The sequence below is a fragment of the Acetobacter fabarum genome, from assembly GCF_040702925.2.
In the GTDB taxonomy this organism is placed as follows: domain Bacteria; phylum Pseudomonadota; class Alphaproteobacteria; order Acetobacterales; family Acetobacteraceae; genus Acetobacter; species Acetobacter fabarum_B.
In genome coordinates, this window is sequence record NZ_JBFCXX020000006.1 from 33730 (window position 1) to 48169 (window position 14440).

Annotated in this window: 12 protein-coding genes; 9 read left to right on the forward strand and 3 right to left on the reverse strand. The window is 58.9% G+C overall.

What is annotated here, in order from left to right:
• Nucleotides 1–227 precede the first annotated feature (227 nt).
• From cyoA to cyoD, 4 genes are read left to right on the forward strand one after another with little or no spacing between them, the layout of a single operon-like run.
• Nucleotides 228–1154: a ubiquinol oxidase subunit II gene (gene cyoA, locus AB2L51_RS06470; RefSeq protein ID WP_395581782.1), complete on the forward strand. Its 927-nt coding sequence runs from the start codon at nt 228–230 to the stop codon at nt 1152–1154.
• Nucleotides 1155–1159: 5 nt separating this feature from the next.
• Nucleotides 1160–3151 (forward strand): cytochrome o ubiquinol oxidase subunit I, encoded by a 1992-nt coding sequence (gene cyoB / locus AB2L51_RS06475; RefSeq protein WP_395581783.1) that lies wholly within the window; start codon nt 1160–1162, stop codon nt 3149–3151.
• Nucleotides 3151–3756: a cytochrome o ubiquinol oxidase subunit III gene (cyoC, locus tag AB2L51_RS06480; protein ID WP_166113929.1), complete on the forward strand. Its 606-nt coding sequence runs from the start codon at nt 3151–3153 to the stop codon at nt 3754–3756. The genes cyoB and cyoC overlap by 1 nt, the downstream gene beginning before the upstream one ends.
• On the forward strand, nt 3756–4088 hold the full coding sequence (cyoD, locus tag AB2L51_RS06485; protein WP_395581784.1) for a cytochrome o ubiquinol oxidase subunit IV: 333 nt from the start codon (nt 3756–3758) through the stop codon (nt 4086–4088). The genes cyoC and cyoD overlap by 1 nt, the downstream gene beginning before the upstream one ends.
• A 230-nt stretch (nt 4089–4318) precedes the next feature.
• Here cyoD and fdxA read toward each other — a convergent pair whose 3' ends face one another.
• Together fdxA and AB2L51_RS06495 are read right to left on the reverse strand one after the other, a co-directional pair.
• Nucleotides 4319–4651, reverse strand: a complete 333-nt coding sequence (fdxA, locus tag AB2L51_RS06490) for a ferredoxin FdxA (protein WP_086645070.1) — start codon at nt 4649–4651, stop codon at nt 4319–4321.
• Nucleotides 4652–4822: 171 nt separating this feature from the next.
• Entirely contained in the window at nt 4823–7402 is a 2580-nt protein-coding gene (locus AB2L51_RS06495; RefSeq protein ID WP_395581887.1) for a helicase-related protein, read from the reverse strand.
• 112 nt (nt 7403–7514) lie between these two features.
• Between AB2L51_RS06495 and AB2L51_RS06500 the strand changes: the two genes are divergently transcribed.
• The 3 genes from AB2L51_RS06500 to AB2L51_RS06510 all read left to right on the forward strand — a co-directional run bounded on the left by AB2L51_RS06500 (nt 7515) and on the right by AB2L51_RS06510 (nt 10167).
• Entirely contained in the window at nt 7515–8942 is a 1428-nt protein-coding gene (locus AB2L51_RS06500) for a leucyl aminopeptidase family protein (protein ID WP_395581785.1), read from the forward strand.
• A 170-nt stretch (nt 8943–9112) separates the two neighbouring features.
• On the forward strand, nt 9113–9526 hold the full coding sequence (locus AB2L51_RS06505; RefSeq protein WP_395581786.1) for a MarR family transcriptional regulator: 414 nt from the start codon (nt 9113–9115) through the stop codon (nt 9524–9526).
• 197 nt (nt 9527–9723) lie between these two features.
• Nucleotides 9724–10167 (forward strand): hypothetical protein, encoded by a 444-nt coding sequence (locus tag AB2L51_RS06510; RefSeq protein WP_395581787.1) that lies wholly within the window; start codon nt 9724–9726, stop codon nt 10165–10167.
• 22 nt (nt 10168–10189) lie between these two features.
• On the opposite strand, the gene AB2L51_RS06515 is transcribed toward AB2L51_RS06510, so the two are convergent.
• Complete coding sequence (locus AB2L51_RS06515) at nt 10190–11215, reverse strand: MraY family glycosyltransferase (protein WP_395581788.1); 1026 nt, start codon at nt 11213–11215, stop codon at nt 10190–10192.
• 66 nt (nt 11216–11281) lie between these two features.
• Here AB2L51_RS06515 and AB2L51_RS06520 point away from each other — a divergent pair, with 66 nt between their 5' ends.
• Complete coding sequence (locus AB2L51_RS06520) at nt 11282–13300, forward strand: polysaccharide biosynthesis protein (protein WP_395581789.1); 2019 nt, start codon at nt 11282–11284, stop codon at nt 13298–13300.
• Complete coding sequence (locus tag AB2L51_RS06525) at nt 13297–14433, forward strand: DegT/DnrJ/EryC1/StrS family aminotransferase (protein ID WP_395581790.1); 1137 nt, start codon at nt 13297–13299, stop codon at nt 14431–14433. The genes AB2L51_RS06520 and AB2L51_RS06525 overlap by 4 nt, the downstream gene beginning before the upstream one ends.
• Nucleotides 14434–14440: the final 7 nt, after the last annotated feature.

Here is a 14440-nt window from a genome sequence, read left to right on the forward strand (position 1 = left end):
GCGTAAGGAATAAAGTAGGCGCGATGCGTTTCCGTTGAGCATGGGAGCTGCGCCGTAAGCAACATATTCGGGGTATCCATCTTGGATAACCAGAATGTGCGGCTGGTGCGGAACAGAAAGGGCTCTTCATGCCGGGACGCGGTTTTTCTTGCTGTTGTCAGGCTTCTGTGGCAGCAGGACAAAAGTCTTTGTGAGGCTAAGTTGATGTCAGAACCAAGAGGCGTGCGATGAAAAACAAGTTACTGGCGAGAATGGCGCGATTGGGCGGCCTATCGTCAGCGTTGCTGCTTGCCGGGTGCGAACTAGACGTTCTGGACCCGAAAGGCCCGGTGGGAGAGGGGGTTAAATCTCTTATTACCACCTCTGTGATCGCAATGCTGATCGTAGTGGTTCCGACCATTATTCTGACACTCTGGTTTGCCTGGCAGTACCGCCAGTCCAACACGAGTGCCGAATATCTGCCGAAATGGAGCCATTCCAACAAGATTGAAGTGGTGATCTGGGGCGTTCCGTCCCTGATTATTCTGTTTCTGGCAGTGATCACCTACCAGACCTGTCATTCTCTGGACCCCTACAAGCCGCTTGAGGCAGAAGCCAATACCAAGCCGCTGCACGTTCAGGTTGTGGCACAGGATTGGAAATGGCTGTTCATTTACCCTGAACAGGGAATTGCCGTGGTTAATCAGATGGCTATGCCGGTCAACACGCCTGTTGATTTCGACATCACCTCTGATTCCGTGATGAACTCGTTCTTCATTCCGCGTCTTGGTTCCATGATTTATGCAATGGCAGGCATGCAGACCCAGCTTCATCTGCTGGCAAGCGAGCCGGGCGATTACATGGGTGAATCCGCCAACTACAGTGGGCGTGGTTTTTCGGACATGCGCTTCCATGCCCTGGCAATGAGCAATGATGAGTTCAATGCCTGGGTTGAAAAGGTGCGTGGTTCTTCCGAACAGCTGGATAGCCAGACCTATTCTAAACTGGTTGCACCGAGCGAAGCGAACCCCGTCGAATATTTCGCGCATGTTGAACCCGGCATGTTCAACACGATCGTTGCCAAATACAACAACGGCATGGTCATGGACAAAAGCACTGGCAAAATGATTCAGGTGCAGCAGTCCGCGATGTCCGACATGAATATGAAGGAATAGGATCTATGCTAGGGAGACTATCGCTTTCGGCCATCCCGTTGGATGTGCCGATCCTAGTAGGTACGTTCATCGGCGTTCTCGTTGTCGGTGTCGCGGTACTGGGACTGATTACTTATTACGGCAAGTGGGGCTACCTCTGGAAAGAGTGGTTTACCACTGTCGATCACAAGCGTCTGGCTGTCATGTACATTGTACTGGCGCTGGTTGCTCTGGCCCGCGGTTTTGCGGACGCTGTCATGATGCGTACCCAGCTTGCGCTGGCTTATGCGGGTAACCCCGGTTATCTGCCCCCGCATCACTATGACCAGATCTTCTCCGCTCACGGGACGATCATGATCTTCTTCCTGGCCATGGCGTTCATGACCGGTCTGTTCAACTTCATTGTGCCGCTGCAGATTGGCGCACGTGACGTGGCTTACCCGTTCCTGAACAACCTGAGCTTCTGGATGACGGCTGTTGCGTTCATGCTGGTGAACATTTCCCTGTTCGTTGGTGAGTTCTCGCAGTGCGGCTGGCTGGCTTATCCCCCGCTGTCCGAAATGCAGTTCAGCCCGGGCGTGGGTGTTGACTACTATATCTGGGCAATCCAGATCTCTGGTGTTGGCACACTGCTGACTGGTGTGAACTTCTTTGTCACCATTGTTAAGCTGCGCGCTCCAGGCATGACCTGGCTGAAGATGCCCGTGTTCACGTGGACGGCTTTCTGCTCTTCCATCCTGATCATGGCAACCTTCCCCGTGCTGACGGTTGCTGTCGCCCTGCTGGGTCTGGACCGTTACTTCGGTATGCACTTCTTCACCAATGATGGTGGCGGCAACCAGATGCTGTACCTGAACCTGATCTGGGCTTGGGGTCATCCGGAAGTTTACATTCTTGTTCTGCCTGCCTTTGGTGTGTTCTCCGAAGTTGTGCCTGCCTTCTCCGGCAAGCCGCTCTTCGGTTACAAGACCATGGTCTATGCAACCTGCTCCATCATGGTGCTGTCCTTCCTCGTGTGGGTGCATCACTTCTTCACCATGGGCGCTGGTCCGGACGTGAATGCCTTCTTCGGCATCGCAACCATGATCATCTCCATCCCGACCGGTGTTAAGCTCTTCAACTGGCTGTTCACCATGTATAAGGGTCGCATCCAGTACCATGCCTGCATGTATTGGGCTGTTGGCTTCATGGTGGTGTTCACCATCGGTGGTATGACCGGTGTTATGATGGCCATCCCCGGTTCCGACTTTGTGCTGCACAACAGTCTGTTCCTGATTGCTCACTTCCATAACGTGATTATCGGTGGTGTGTATTTCGGTTACGTCTGCGGCATGAACTTCTGGGCTCCGAAGGTTCTTGGCTTCAAAATGAACGAAGCCTGGGGCATCCGCGCCTTCTGGTTCTGGCTCGTTGGCTTCTTCTTTGCCTTTATGCCGCTGTATGTCCTCGGCTTCGAAGGCATGACCCGCCGTATGAACCACTATGACAACCCGGCCTGGCATCCCTGGATGCTGATCGCTGAAGTTGGTGCAGTGCTCATCCTGCTCGGTGTTGTTTGCCAGCTGATGCAGATTTTTGTCTCCATCCGCGACTGCAACAAGCCTGAAAACCGTGACTTCACGGGCGATCCCTGGAACGGCCGTACGCTGGAATGGTCCACTTCCTCTCCTCCGCCGGTGTATAACTACGCCATTGTCCCGCATATCAGCTCGCTTGATGCTTATATGCACGACAAGGAAAACGGCATTGATACCCGTCAGGCTGGTGCTCAGTACGAAGCAATCCATATGCCGAAAAACACGGCAGCTGGTATTTCGGCTGGTGTTTTTGCCCTGATCTTCGGTTTCGCCGCCGTGTGGTACATCTGGTGGCTGGCAGCCATTGGCCTTGTGGGCGTGATCGCAACGATCATTGCACGCAGCGCTAACAAGGATATTGACTACTATATCCCTGCCGAAGAGGTTGCCCGGATCGAAAACGAGCACACCCGTAAACTGATGGCACAGGCAGCAGAATAATGGCACAGAACACAACTGTTCCGACCGCAGGCCACGACGAACATCACCACGAAAGTACGGTGGTGTTCGGGTTCTGGGTCTATCTGATGACGGACTGCATTATCTTTGGCTCCCTGTTTGCCACGTTTGCAGTTCTGCGTAACCAGTTCAACGGTGGGCCAACCCCACACGAACTGTTCGAGTTTGGTGGGCTTGGGCTGGAAACAGCCCTCCTGCTTCTCTCCTCCATTACTTATGGGTTTGGCATGATCGCCGCCCATAAGACCCAGATCAACTCGGTTATCATGTGGCTTGGCGTCACATTCCTGCTGGGTCTTGGGTTCGTTGGTCTGGAAGTGCGTGAATTCGCGCATCTGATCGCGGATGGTGCTGGCCCCGATCGCAGTGCATTCCTGTCTGCGTTCTTTACGCTGGTTTCCACCCACGGTCTGCACGTGACGTGTGGTCTGATCTGGATTGTTACCCTGATGGTTCAGCTGATGGGGACAACTGAAATTCCGGAACGCATGATGAACAAGCTCACCTGCCTGAGCCTGTTCTGGCACTTTCTGGATATCGTCTGGATCTGTGTTTTCACCTATGTCTATCTGGCGAGCATGATCTGATGAGCAATCCGAACACATCCTCCTCGGGCGAGAGCCACGGTAGCGTATCTTCGTACCTTATCGGCTTTGTTCTTGCTGTTATCCTGACGGTTCTGTCGTTTGGTGTGGTCATGAGCCACAGCCTTGCGCCAACCGGCACGCTGGCGGTGCTTTCTGTTCTGGCGCTTGTTCAGGTTCTGGTGCACCTGCACTACTTCCTGCACCTGGGTGGCGGTTCTGAAGCACGTTGGAACAACATTGCGTTTGTTTTCACCGTTGCTTTCGTGTCCATCCTTATTGTCGGCACGGTCTTTGTCATGGCGAACACGTCCATGAACATGATGTCTCGCTGATATCATGTCGCTTCGCTGCTCTGGCTTAGGGCAGGGCGGCGGTCAGCAATAAAAACCCCGGGGCTCAGGCTCCGGGGTTTTTTATTGGGCCTGTTGCCGGGCAATGCTGGGGGTGCGGCGCATCGCATCGCCTGTCGCTCTCTGCGAAGGCTGTACTGCGCCCAACAAAAAAGGCACCGGAAAAACCGGTGCCTTTTTTGTTGGTAAAACCCCTTAAGTCAGGTGGGGTTTCAGTCCTTGTGCGGTTCGGGGGAAAGCAGGTCAGCCTTGTTGGGCTTGTCTTTCCATTCCTGTGCATCGGCCGGTGGGGTGCCCTTGCGTGTAATGTTGGGCCACTGGCTGGCATATTTTGTGTTGATTTCCGCCCACGCTGCTGACCGGTCGTCGCTGTCGGGGAAAATGGCTTCGGCCGGGCATTCAGGTTCGCACACGCCGCAGTCAATGCATTCGTCCGGGTTGATAACCAGAAAATTTTCACCGGCGTAGAAGCAGTCAACGGGGCAGACTTCCACACAGTCCATGAATTTGCAGCGGATGCAGTTTTCAGTGACCACGTAGGTCATTGCCATCTCCGAAATTATCTGGCGGTCGAGTGGGGCTCGCCGCGTGGGGTCAGATGGCCAACCTGCCGGTCGTGCCACCAAGGATGGCGCAGATATGATGGGCTTTTTGCACTATGGCAACCCGCATGGATGAAAGGGGGCACTTCAGTGCCCGCAGGGCTGCTCCTACATTTAGCTCCGTAAGGTACGCAGAATGGCAAAAGGACTGTTATTTTGGGCAGTTTGTAGATGTGCCCCGTGTTTGGGACGGTTAGAGCGCTGTTTTCTTTTTTCTGCGGGGCGTGTTGGTAAAACCATAAAAGGCGCGGGTGGCCCGGCGTAATGCGGGGGTAAGGGGGTGGGAGGTTGCAGGCGGACTCCTAACCCTTTGAGCACATGGGGCAGGTCCTTTTTGCTGATCCCCAGACGGGATGCCAGAGAGAGCGGCAAAGGTTTGGGGGTGCTGGCGCACAAAACCCGCAGATCCTGCATGATGCTGGCGGCAATATCGAGTCGAACCAGCGTGTTGTGGCTGAGCAGCCAGCCAAGGCTGGCCAGCAGCGCCTGTGCAGGGGGCGCAAGGGGTGCGCTCAGATGCACGGAAACCGCACCATCAGGCAAAGGCTGCGTTATGGACTGACCCGTGTGGATACGCAGCAGCAGGCTGCGGAGCGCCATGGCATGGGGCTTGAGTAATGGCGAGCAGAAAGCCTGCGTACCATGGAGCCGTATGGCCTGCCGCCGGAGCAGCAGCGCTTCCGCCGGGGGAAGAACGGGGGGAGTGGGCAGGGTGGCAACGCCGCCATTTTCTGTCACGGCATGCACAATGCCGCGGAGCAGGGGGTAATCTGTCACGGCCTGCTCCGCACGAAAGAGCGGGCCAAGGGCATGGGCAAGGACCGAGGCCATAAATTGTGTCAGCCGCTCGCGTATTCTGGCTTTATGGGCGGATTCCAGAAACTCCGCGTCATCAATATGGATCATCGGGTGCAGGACCGAAGGGCCTTTGCGTAAATGGGCGATCGGCTCCTCACACCACAGGATGTGGCCGGTCTGGTTGTCCAGTGTGATCTCGCTCTCAGGGGCTTGCAGAAAACGGGCAACAAGCCGGGGGATCTCGCTCCGGGCAGCGCGCCGTGCGGCTTTGAGAATAAGGGCCTGATCGGAGCGCGCGGCTTCGGGGTCGGGCACAAAGGCAAAGCCGCGCATATGCCCTACGTCATGCCCTTCCACGCGCACTTCCCCGGCCTTGTTAATGGCGCACAGCAGGGGGGCGCCATCCGCCTCTTCCAGCCTGCGGGCCAGACTGGCGGCGCGTTTGTCCACAAACCGGCTGGCCAGGCGCTCGTGCAGGGCATCGGAGAGTGTGTCTTCGAGCATGCGGGTGTGGCACTGCCAGTGCTGGGCGTTTTCCACCCAGTCGGGGTGGGCTGCAACATAGGACCATGTGCGAATACCCATCAGGCGGTGCGTCAGGTCCTCTATCTCGCCCCCTGCATGCTCCAGACTGGCGAGCCGTCCTTTAAGCCAGCTGGAAGGCAACTGCCCATCCTTGGCCAGAATACTGAAGAGCTGGCCACACAGGCGGATATGGCTGTCCAGCCCCAGTTTGCGAAAATCCGGTATCTGGCAGATTTCCCACAGCAGGCGGGTGTGTGCGGCGGTTGTGGCCAGTGTGCGCACGGCAGGGGTCTGCATGAGTGCGCTGAGTGTCTGCATGTCGGCAGCGGGTTCGGCAGGGCGCAGGTTGGGGTGTGGGGTCTTCTGGCACAGGCTGGCATACAGGGCCTGCGGGGAGGCAAAATCGAGCTTGCTGCTGCGCCACCACAAAAAGGGAAGAGGCTCAAACTTGTGGGTTTCCACCGCCTCGGCCATGGCCTCTGGCAGAGGGGGGCACTCCCCGGTGGTGCCAAATGTGCCATCGCGTGTGCCACGGCCTGCGCGCCCGGCAATCTGGGCAATTTCGGCCGGTGCCAGCATGCGGTGGCGCTGTCCGTCAAATTTGGACAGGCCTGCAAAGGCAACATGGTCGATTGTCATGTTCAGCCCCATGCCAATGGCATCGGTAGCGACCAGATAATCCACCTCGCGGTTCTGGTATAGCGCGACCTGCGCATTGCGGGTGCGGGGGGAGAGCTGGCCCATGACTACCGCACACCCGCCCCTTTTGCGCCGGATCAGCTCGGCAATGGCGTACACCTCGGCCATGGAAAAAGCGACAATGGCCGTGCGGGGCGGCAGGCGCGACAGGCGGGTGTGGCCAGTATGGCTCAGGCTGGACAGGCGCGGGCGGGTTTCAATGCTGATGTCGCGGATCAGGCTGCGCATGAGCGGGGCAATGGTGTCCGCCCCAAGGAACAGGGTTTCGGACCGGCCGCGGGCGTTGAGCAGGCGGTCGGTAAAAATATGGCCACGCTCGGGGTCGGCGCAAAGCTGGATTTCGTCCACCGCCACAAAGTCCACCGGGCGGTGCATGGGCATGGCTTCAACCGTGCAGGAGAACCAGCGGGCCTGCGGAGGAATGATTTTTTCCTCCCCCGTAATCAGCGCAACCGAGCGCACCCCTTTAAGCCGCACCATGCGGTCATAGTTCTCACGCGCTAACAGTCTGAGGGGAAAACCGATGACACCGGACGCGTGTGCCAGCATCCGCTCTAGCGCCAGATGTGTTTTGCCGGTGTTGGTCGGGCCCAGAATGGCGCGGACCGGAGCCTGATCTGCGCCCTGGGTTGTGTGCAGGGCAGGAGCCATCTGGCGGGGGGGAACCTTCATGCCGTGCATGGTCCGCTGCCCGCGCCTGAAAAGCAAGTCGGCAATGCGTGCCGCCTCCCCCGTTGCATGATGGAAAAGGGAGGCGCAGGGTACGGACAGAAGGAGGAATGCCATGCCTATTCATGATCTGGACTGCCTGAGCGTTGCGCGCAGGCCGAAGACTCTGTGCACCGTCTATGCCGTGCGGGTCGGTGAGCGAGAGACATGGGTGGCATTGGCAGGGGAGGCGGCAGTCAGCTTTGCCCAGAGCTGTGGTTTTGTCGCACGGGCAGGTCAGCTTGTGCTGGTGCCCGGCCCCGAAGGCAGGGTGCAGGCGCTGTTTGGCCTGCCTGAAAAAAAGACCACACCGCGCGACCCGTTTATATTCGGCAAACTGGCACAGGACCTGCCCGCAGGGGACTGGACCGTGCAGGTGCCAGATGATGTGGTGCGGGATGATGTTATTCTGGGCTTTTGTCTGGGCGCATACCGCTACAGCCTGAAAACCGAAGAACCGGGCGAACAGCCCCGGCTTGTGGTGACGGCGGCCGAGCGCAAGGGGCTGGCGGCACAGATGGCGCGCGCTATCTGCTTTGCGCGTGACCTGATCAATACTCCTGCCAATCTGCTGGGGCCGTCCGAACTCGCACGGGAGGCCAAGACGGCACTCCGCCCGCTTGGGGCTGAGGTGGACGTGCTCAAGGGCGCTGCGCTGGACGAGGCCTATCCGCTGCTGGCGCATGTCGGCAATGGTTCGCGGCGCGGGCCCAGAGTGGTCGTGGCCCGCTGGCACGGTACACATGCTGGCAAGGATGCACCGCTGGTCTCCCTTGTTGGCAAGGGTGTGTGCTTTGATAGCGGGGGGTATGACATCAAACCCTCCAGCGGCATGCTGCGTATGAAAAAGGACATGGGCGGGGCGGCTACCGTGCTGGCGCTGGCTTATCTGGTTATGGCGCAGGATTTGCCCGTGCGGCTGGAACTGCGACTGGGATGTGTGGAAAACAGCGTGTCCGGCCATGCCATGCGCCCGCTGGATGTTATTCGGAGCCGCTCGGGCCTGACGGTGGAAATTGGCAATACCGATGCTGAAGGGCGGCTGGTGCTGAGTGATCTGCTGCATGAGGCAGGCGAGAGCATGCCTGACCTGCTGGTGGATGTGGCGACCCTTACAGGTGCCGCCCGCGTGGCGCTGGGGCCGGACCTGCCCGCCCTGTTCTGCAATGACGACGCCACGGCCATGCTGTTCGCGGAAGCGGCGGAATACGAGGCAGACCCCCTGTGGCGTCTGCCGCTCTGGCCGGGCTATGCAGGCTGGCTTAAAAGCACGGTGGCGGACCTGAACAATATTGCTTCCCGTCCCATGGCAGGAGCAGTTACGGCGGCCCTGTTTTTGGAACATTTTGTACAACCAGACCAGTGCTGGGTGCATATCGATAGTTATGCATGGAATGATTCCAGTAGACCCGGACGGCCAGAAGGCGGGGAGACTCCGGGGATTCGTGCACTTTTTCGTGTTATCCGTTCTCTTTGTGGAACGAATCGGATGGAAAAGAGTTAAGGTTTCCACAGGCCATTCTGGCGTAACATTTTTTTGTGACAGCGCTTTAAAAAATCGTTTCGGTGTCTATATAAAGTGCATCAGATTCATTCCGGTTTGCATATGGGCCGGGAAAACACAGCCGGGCGGGCCAAGGCTCTGGTCCCCGGCACAAAAGGAAGTTGAACGTCATGGCGCAGGCCGCAGAAAAGGCAGAGGATCTGGTCAAGACCCTGCGGGATACCATTGTTGCACTGGTGCGCGGAGAAGGGCCGGACCTGTCCGCCCGTCAGCTCGCCGTGTTCCTGACCTGCTATCTGGATGAGAGCGGGCATACGGTACGCGGTCTGGCGGCAAGCCTGAACGTGTCCAAGCCCGCCATTACCCGGGCACTCGACCGTTTGACCGAACTGGATCTGGCTCGCCGCAAGGTGGACCCGCTGGACCGCCGCTCCGTGCTGGTGCAACGTACCCCTAAGGGCGCTTCCTACCTGAAGGAAATTCGCTCCATCATGGGCACGACCGCGCATGAGGTGGCCCAGAACACCCAGCAGGAAGAAAAAGTGGCAACAGTGCGTCGCCTGCGCCGCGTTGCGGCGGCCTGATCAGCTAGCTTTCGCGCTTATACACGCACGTATAAAGGTTGTCGTGTTGCGGGCTTCGTACCCTTCCGGGAAGGGCGCGGGGCTGTAACCGGCAACCTTTTTGCATGGGGGGCGTTGTTGTTCCTGACTTGTGTCAGATGTTTTCAACCTCAGGTTGCTAACAGTCTTCTGGGCACGCCTGTAAAGGGAGCTGTTCCATGCGTTTTTCTTCTTTTGTTGCCGCTGCTGCTCTGGCTGTATCTGTTGCGGGCGTGCCTGCCGCATACGCCGCCGATGCCATGGGCGCACCCACCGCCAGAATTACCCTGACTGCCAAATCGGCCGATATCGGGCTGGGCTATACATGGGGTGAGGGTAAGCTGACCTACGGTGGCAAAACGCATGCCTTTTCCATTACTGGCGGGACGATTGCCGCTGTCGGTTTTTCCAAGATCGAGGGCACAGGCACGGTTTATAACCTGCACCGCCTGAAGGATTTTAGCGGCACCTATGTTGCCGCCCATGGCGAGGCCACGCTGGGTCAGGGTCTGGGCGGGGCTGTGCTGGAAAACAGGAATGGTGTTCGGATCAAGATCGAGACCATCTCGCAGGGGGCGCGGCTTGCCGGTTCCGCTCAGGGGCTGACGTTAACGCTCAAATAACCGTCTGCCGGGGTGTGTGGCCCTACCATGGGCCAATGGCGTGCTGGCGTGCGCGCAGCACACCCCAAAGGGTCCATGCCAGTTGGGGCAACACAAGCAGGGCTGCACCAGCCATGCCGCTCCAGAGCCCTGTTGTGGGGGCTACAAGGCAGGCTACGCCACCACCCCACAGGGTTAGCCCCCATTCCAGCAGGGAGACAACGGGCACCGCTACGGCGCTACGGTAGATGATCTGGTAAAGGTGCCCCCGGTGCGCCTGCACAAGTGTCTGCCGCATGTACAGACGGCGGATAAGCGTGAACAGCACATCATAAACCAGTGGGAACAGCAGGGCGGGGCCAAGGATTCCCCCGCGCGGCAGGGTAGTATGGCTGGCAATATACAGGCTGGCTATTCCCGCCAGCAGGCCACAGCCCTGACTGCCGACATCGCCCAGAAAAATCCGGGCATGGGGGAAATTAAAGGGCAGAAAGCCCAACAGACAGGTGCTCAGAAGCAAGGCGGGCCATTGCAGTTCCGGCATGCCAAAAAACGGGGCAGCAAGGCCCACGTACAGGGCGGCGCAGGCCAGACACCCTGCAATAAGTCCGTTTAACCCGTCCATGAAGTTAACGGCGTTGCTGATAAAAACCAGCCACAGAACAGACAGGGCCGCACCCGCCAGTGGCGTTGGTCCGGCTAGACGCACACCACCCGCGACAATCAGGCAGGCCGCTATGGTCTGTGCCGCAAACTTAAGGCCGGGATGCCACTGGTAAAGGTCATCCAGCCACGAGACACCGCACAGAAGCACCAGAGCCCCCGCGGCCATGAGGCATGGGAAAGAGAAAACGGGCTGGCCTGTTACTTCCTGCAGAACAGGAAAAAACAGCCCGAACGCCACCATAACCCCGATTCCCCCCCCTTTGGGTGTGGGGGTGGCATGGGCGCTACGGTGGTCGGGGTGGTCCATGACCGCCAGCCTGATCATGCACCGCACAAGGATCGCACACAGCAGGGCAGCGCTGGGCAGACATGAAAAAGCCAGAACGGTGGAAAAAAAAGACATGAAAGAGAGGGTTGTCCAGTTAGACTGCTTCTAGGATGTCGGATGCTGGGCTATAAGCGCAGAATCATGGTATCGCAACGTTCTCAGCTCCAGCATCATTATGCAAGATTTTGGCCGCTGAACAGGATTGTCCTGAATATTCTGCTCGATGGTGCGCTGGCAGCGTTGGCGGCACTGTTCGCCTGCTGGCTGGCGGCTCCTTATGGGGTGCAACTGCATCCATTGTGGTTTGCCCTTGCGGGTGGCGCCTCACTGGTCGTGGGGGGGCTTCCTTTCAGGCTGCCGCAACAGTACTGGCGTTTTTCGGGCATGCCGGACCTGCTGGGGCTTGCCGGAGCGTCACTCAGCAGCGCCCTGCTGCTTTCCGCCGGGGGTGTGTGCGTGGGGCTGCCTCTGCCCAGTGTTGCATTCCCCTTTATTTACACGCTGGTGCTGCTGGTTCTGCTCGGCGGGATACGGGTGTTCCACCGTCTGGCGCACAGGGCAGGCGGGCCAAGGGTCGATGGGCAGAGCGTTCTGCTGGTTGGCTCGGATGCAGCTGCGGATCTGTTTATTCAGATGGCGGAACGTGGCAGGCACATGAATGTCCGCATTGCCGGGTTGGTGGGGCTGGACCGGTCACAAACGGGCCACCGGATTCGTAACGTGCCAATTCTGGGGCACCTGGATGAGCTTGCCCGTGTTCTGGAGCAGATGAACAAGGCGGGGCACCTGCCAGAAGCTCTGGTGGTGCTGGACCCTGACTGCAGGGGCCGCGCGTTAAGCCAGATGCTGGATATGGCGGCAGAATACGGTCTGGCCGTGCTGAGACCGCCGGTCATGCTGGACATGACCCCGGCAGAGCAGGTGCGTTTGCAGCCAATGCAGCCTCAGGACCTGCTGAACCGCCCGCAGGTCCCGCTGGATCAGGCTGGGCTGGACCGCCTGATCAACCAGCGTTCGGTTCTGGTAACGGGGGTCGGGGGGACCATTGGCTCCGAACTGGCGCGTCAGATTGCCCGTCATGCTCCTGCCTGCCTTGTTCTGCTGGATCATGGTGAGTTCGCTCTGTGGCAGATTGATGTGGAACTGGCGGAGTGTGCGCCGGACATTACGCGCAAGGTGGTTGTGGCCGATGTGCGGGACGAGGAGCGGATTAACGCCATTATGGCCCAGTACAAGCCCGATCTGGTGTTTCATGCGGCAGCGCTCAAGCATGTTCCGATTGTGGAGGCCAATCCGGAGGAAGGTGTTTTGACCAACCTGCACGGTACGCGCGTCGTGGCCGATGCCGCAGCCCGGCATGGGGCGGCTGCCATGATCGTTATTTCCACCGACAAGGCGGTTAACCCTTTTAATCTGATGGGTGCTACCAAGCGCGCGGCAGAAATGTACTGTCAGGCGCTGGATGTACAGGCCCGCTCTTCGGGGCGGCCGGAGGCCATGCGCTGCATTACGGTGCGGTTTGGCAATGTGCTGGGGTCTACCGGCTCTGTGGTTCCCCTTTTCCAGCGTCAGTTGGAGCGGGGTGGCCCGCTCACCGTAACCCACCCCGAAGTGCGGCGTTATTTTATGACCGTGCCTGAAGCCGTGGGGCTTGTTCTGCAGGCATGTGTGCGGGGCATGTCCTGTGCAACCGGGACGGAGATGGAGAGCCTGCTCCGTCAGGGCGGTATTTTTGTGCTGGATATGGGGGAGCCTGTTAAAATTGTGGACTTGGCCCGGCAGATGATCTGTCTGGCGGGCCTTAAACCGGATGAGGACATCGCCATTCATTTTACCGGTCTGCGTGCAGGGGAAAAACTGTACGAGGAACTGTTCCATGGACGTGAGACCCTGGTGCCGACCGATGCTCCCGGCCTGCTCATGGCAACACCGCGTGTCGTGGAGGTGGATGAGGTGCGCGCAGCCGTGGACCAGATTACCGGCTATGCCCGGTGCGGTGATGTCTCCGCGATCTTGCAGGCCCTGCGCATGCTGGTGCCTGAGTTCGACCATAACCCTAACGGGGATGTGCGGGCGCTGGCTCCGGCTGGTGCAAATTCCTCGGGTGCTGTACAAGACAGGCAGATAAAAGCCGACGGCACGGAGCAGATGGCACCATGAGCAGTTCAGACAACAGGCCCATTGCGTTTCTTGACCTCGCTGCCCAGCAGAAGCGGCTGGGACCTGTGCTGCGCCAGCGTCTGGACGCTGTGCTGACCCATTGCCGTTTTGTTATGGGGCCAGAAGTTGCAGAACTGGAGGCCCGTCTGGCAGCATGGGCGGGTGCACGGGAGTGCGTGGGTGTGTCGTCCGGCACGGATGCGCTCCAGATTGTCATGATGGCCGAAGGCATTGGCCGGGGGGATGCAGTCTTTCTGCCCGCCTTTACCTATACCGCCACGGCGGAGGTGCCTCTGCTACTGGGGGCAACGCCGGTTTTTGTGGATGTGGACCCCAAGACATTCCAGATTGATCCTGCGCATCTGCAAAGCCGGATTCAAGCCGTGCGGGCGGCAGGCAAGCTGCGGCCGCGCGCCATTGTGGGCGTGGACCTGTTCGGCCAGCCCGCTCCGTGGCCGGAACTTCGGGCCATTGCCGCAGCGGAAGAGTTGTTCCTCATGGCGGATTGCGCCCAGTCTTTCGGGGCGGAACTGGCGGGCAAACCGCTGGGGTGCGAGGCCACGGCAACCACCCTGTCCTTTTTCCCGTCCAAACCACTGGGGGGGTATGGGGATGGTGGTGCCATTCTGACGGATGACCCTGAGCGCGCTGCCTTGTACCGCTCCCTACGCACCCATGGCGAAGGAGCAAGTCGGTACGAGGTCCTGCGTACGGGCATGAATGGTCGGCTTGATACGTTGCAGGCGGCGGTTCTGCTGGCCAAGCTGGAGAGCTTTAAAGATGAGCTGGACCGGCGCGATGTTATCGCCAAACTGTATGATGCAGGGCTTGCCGGATGTGTGCAGGTGCCAGCGCGTGTGGCCGATAGCCGCAGTGCATGGGCCATTTACGCCATATTGCTGGCAGATACAGCCGAGCGGGACGCCCTGCAGGCGCGTTTGACGGATAATGGGGTGCCTTCGGCCATTTATTACCCTTTGCCATTGCATAAACAGCCTGCCTATCGTGACCACCATGATGGTACGGCCCTTCCTGTTTCCGAAGATCTGGCACAGCGTATTCTGGCCCTGCCTATTCATCCGGAACTGACAGACCAAGACATAGCGCGCGTGATTGCCGCAGTCAGAGGTTAAGAAAGAC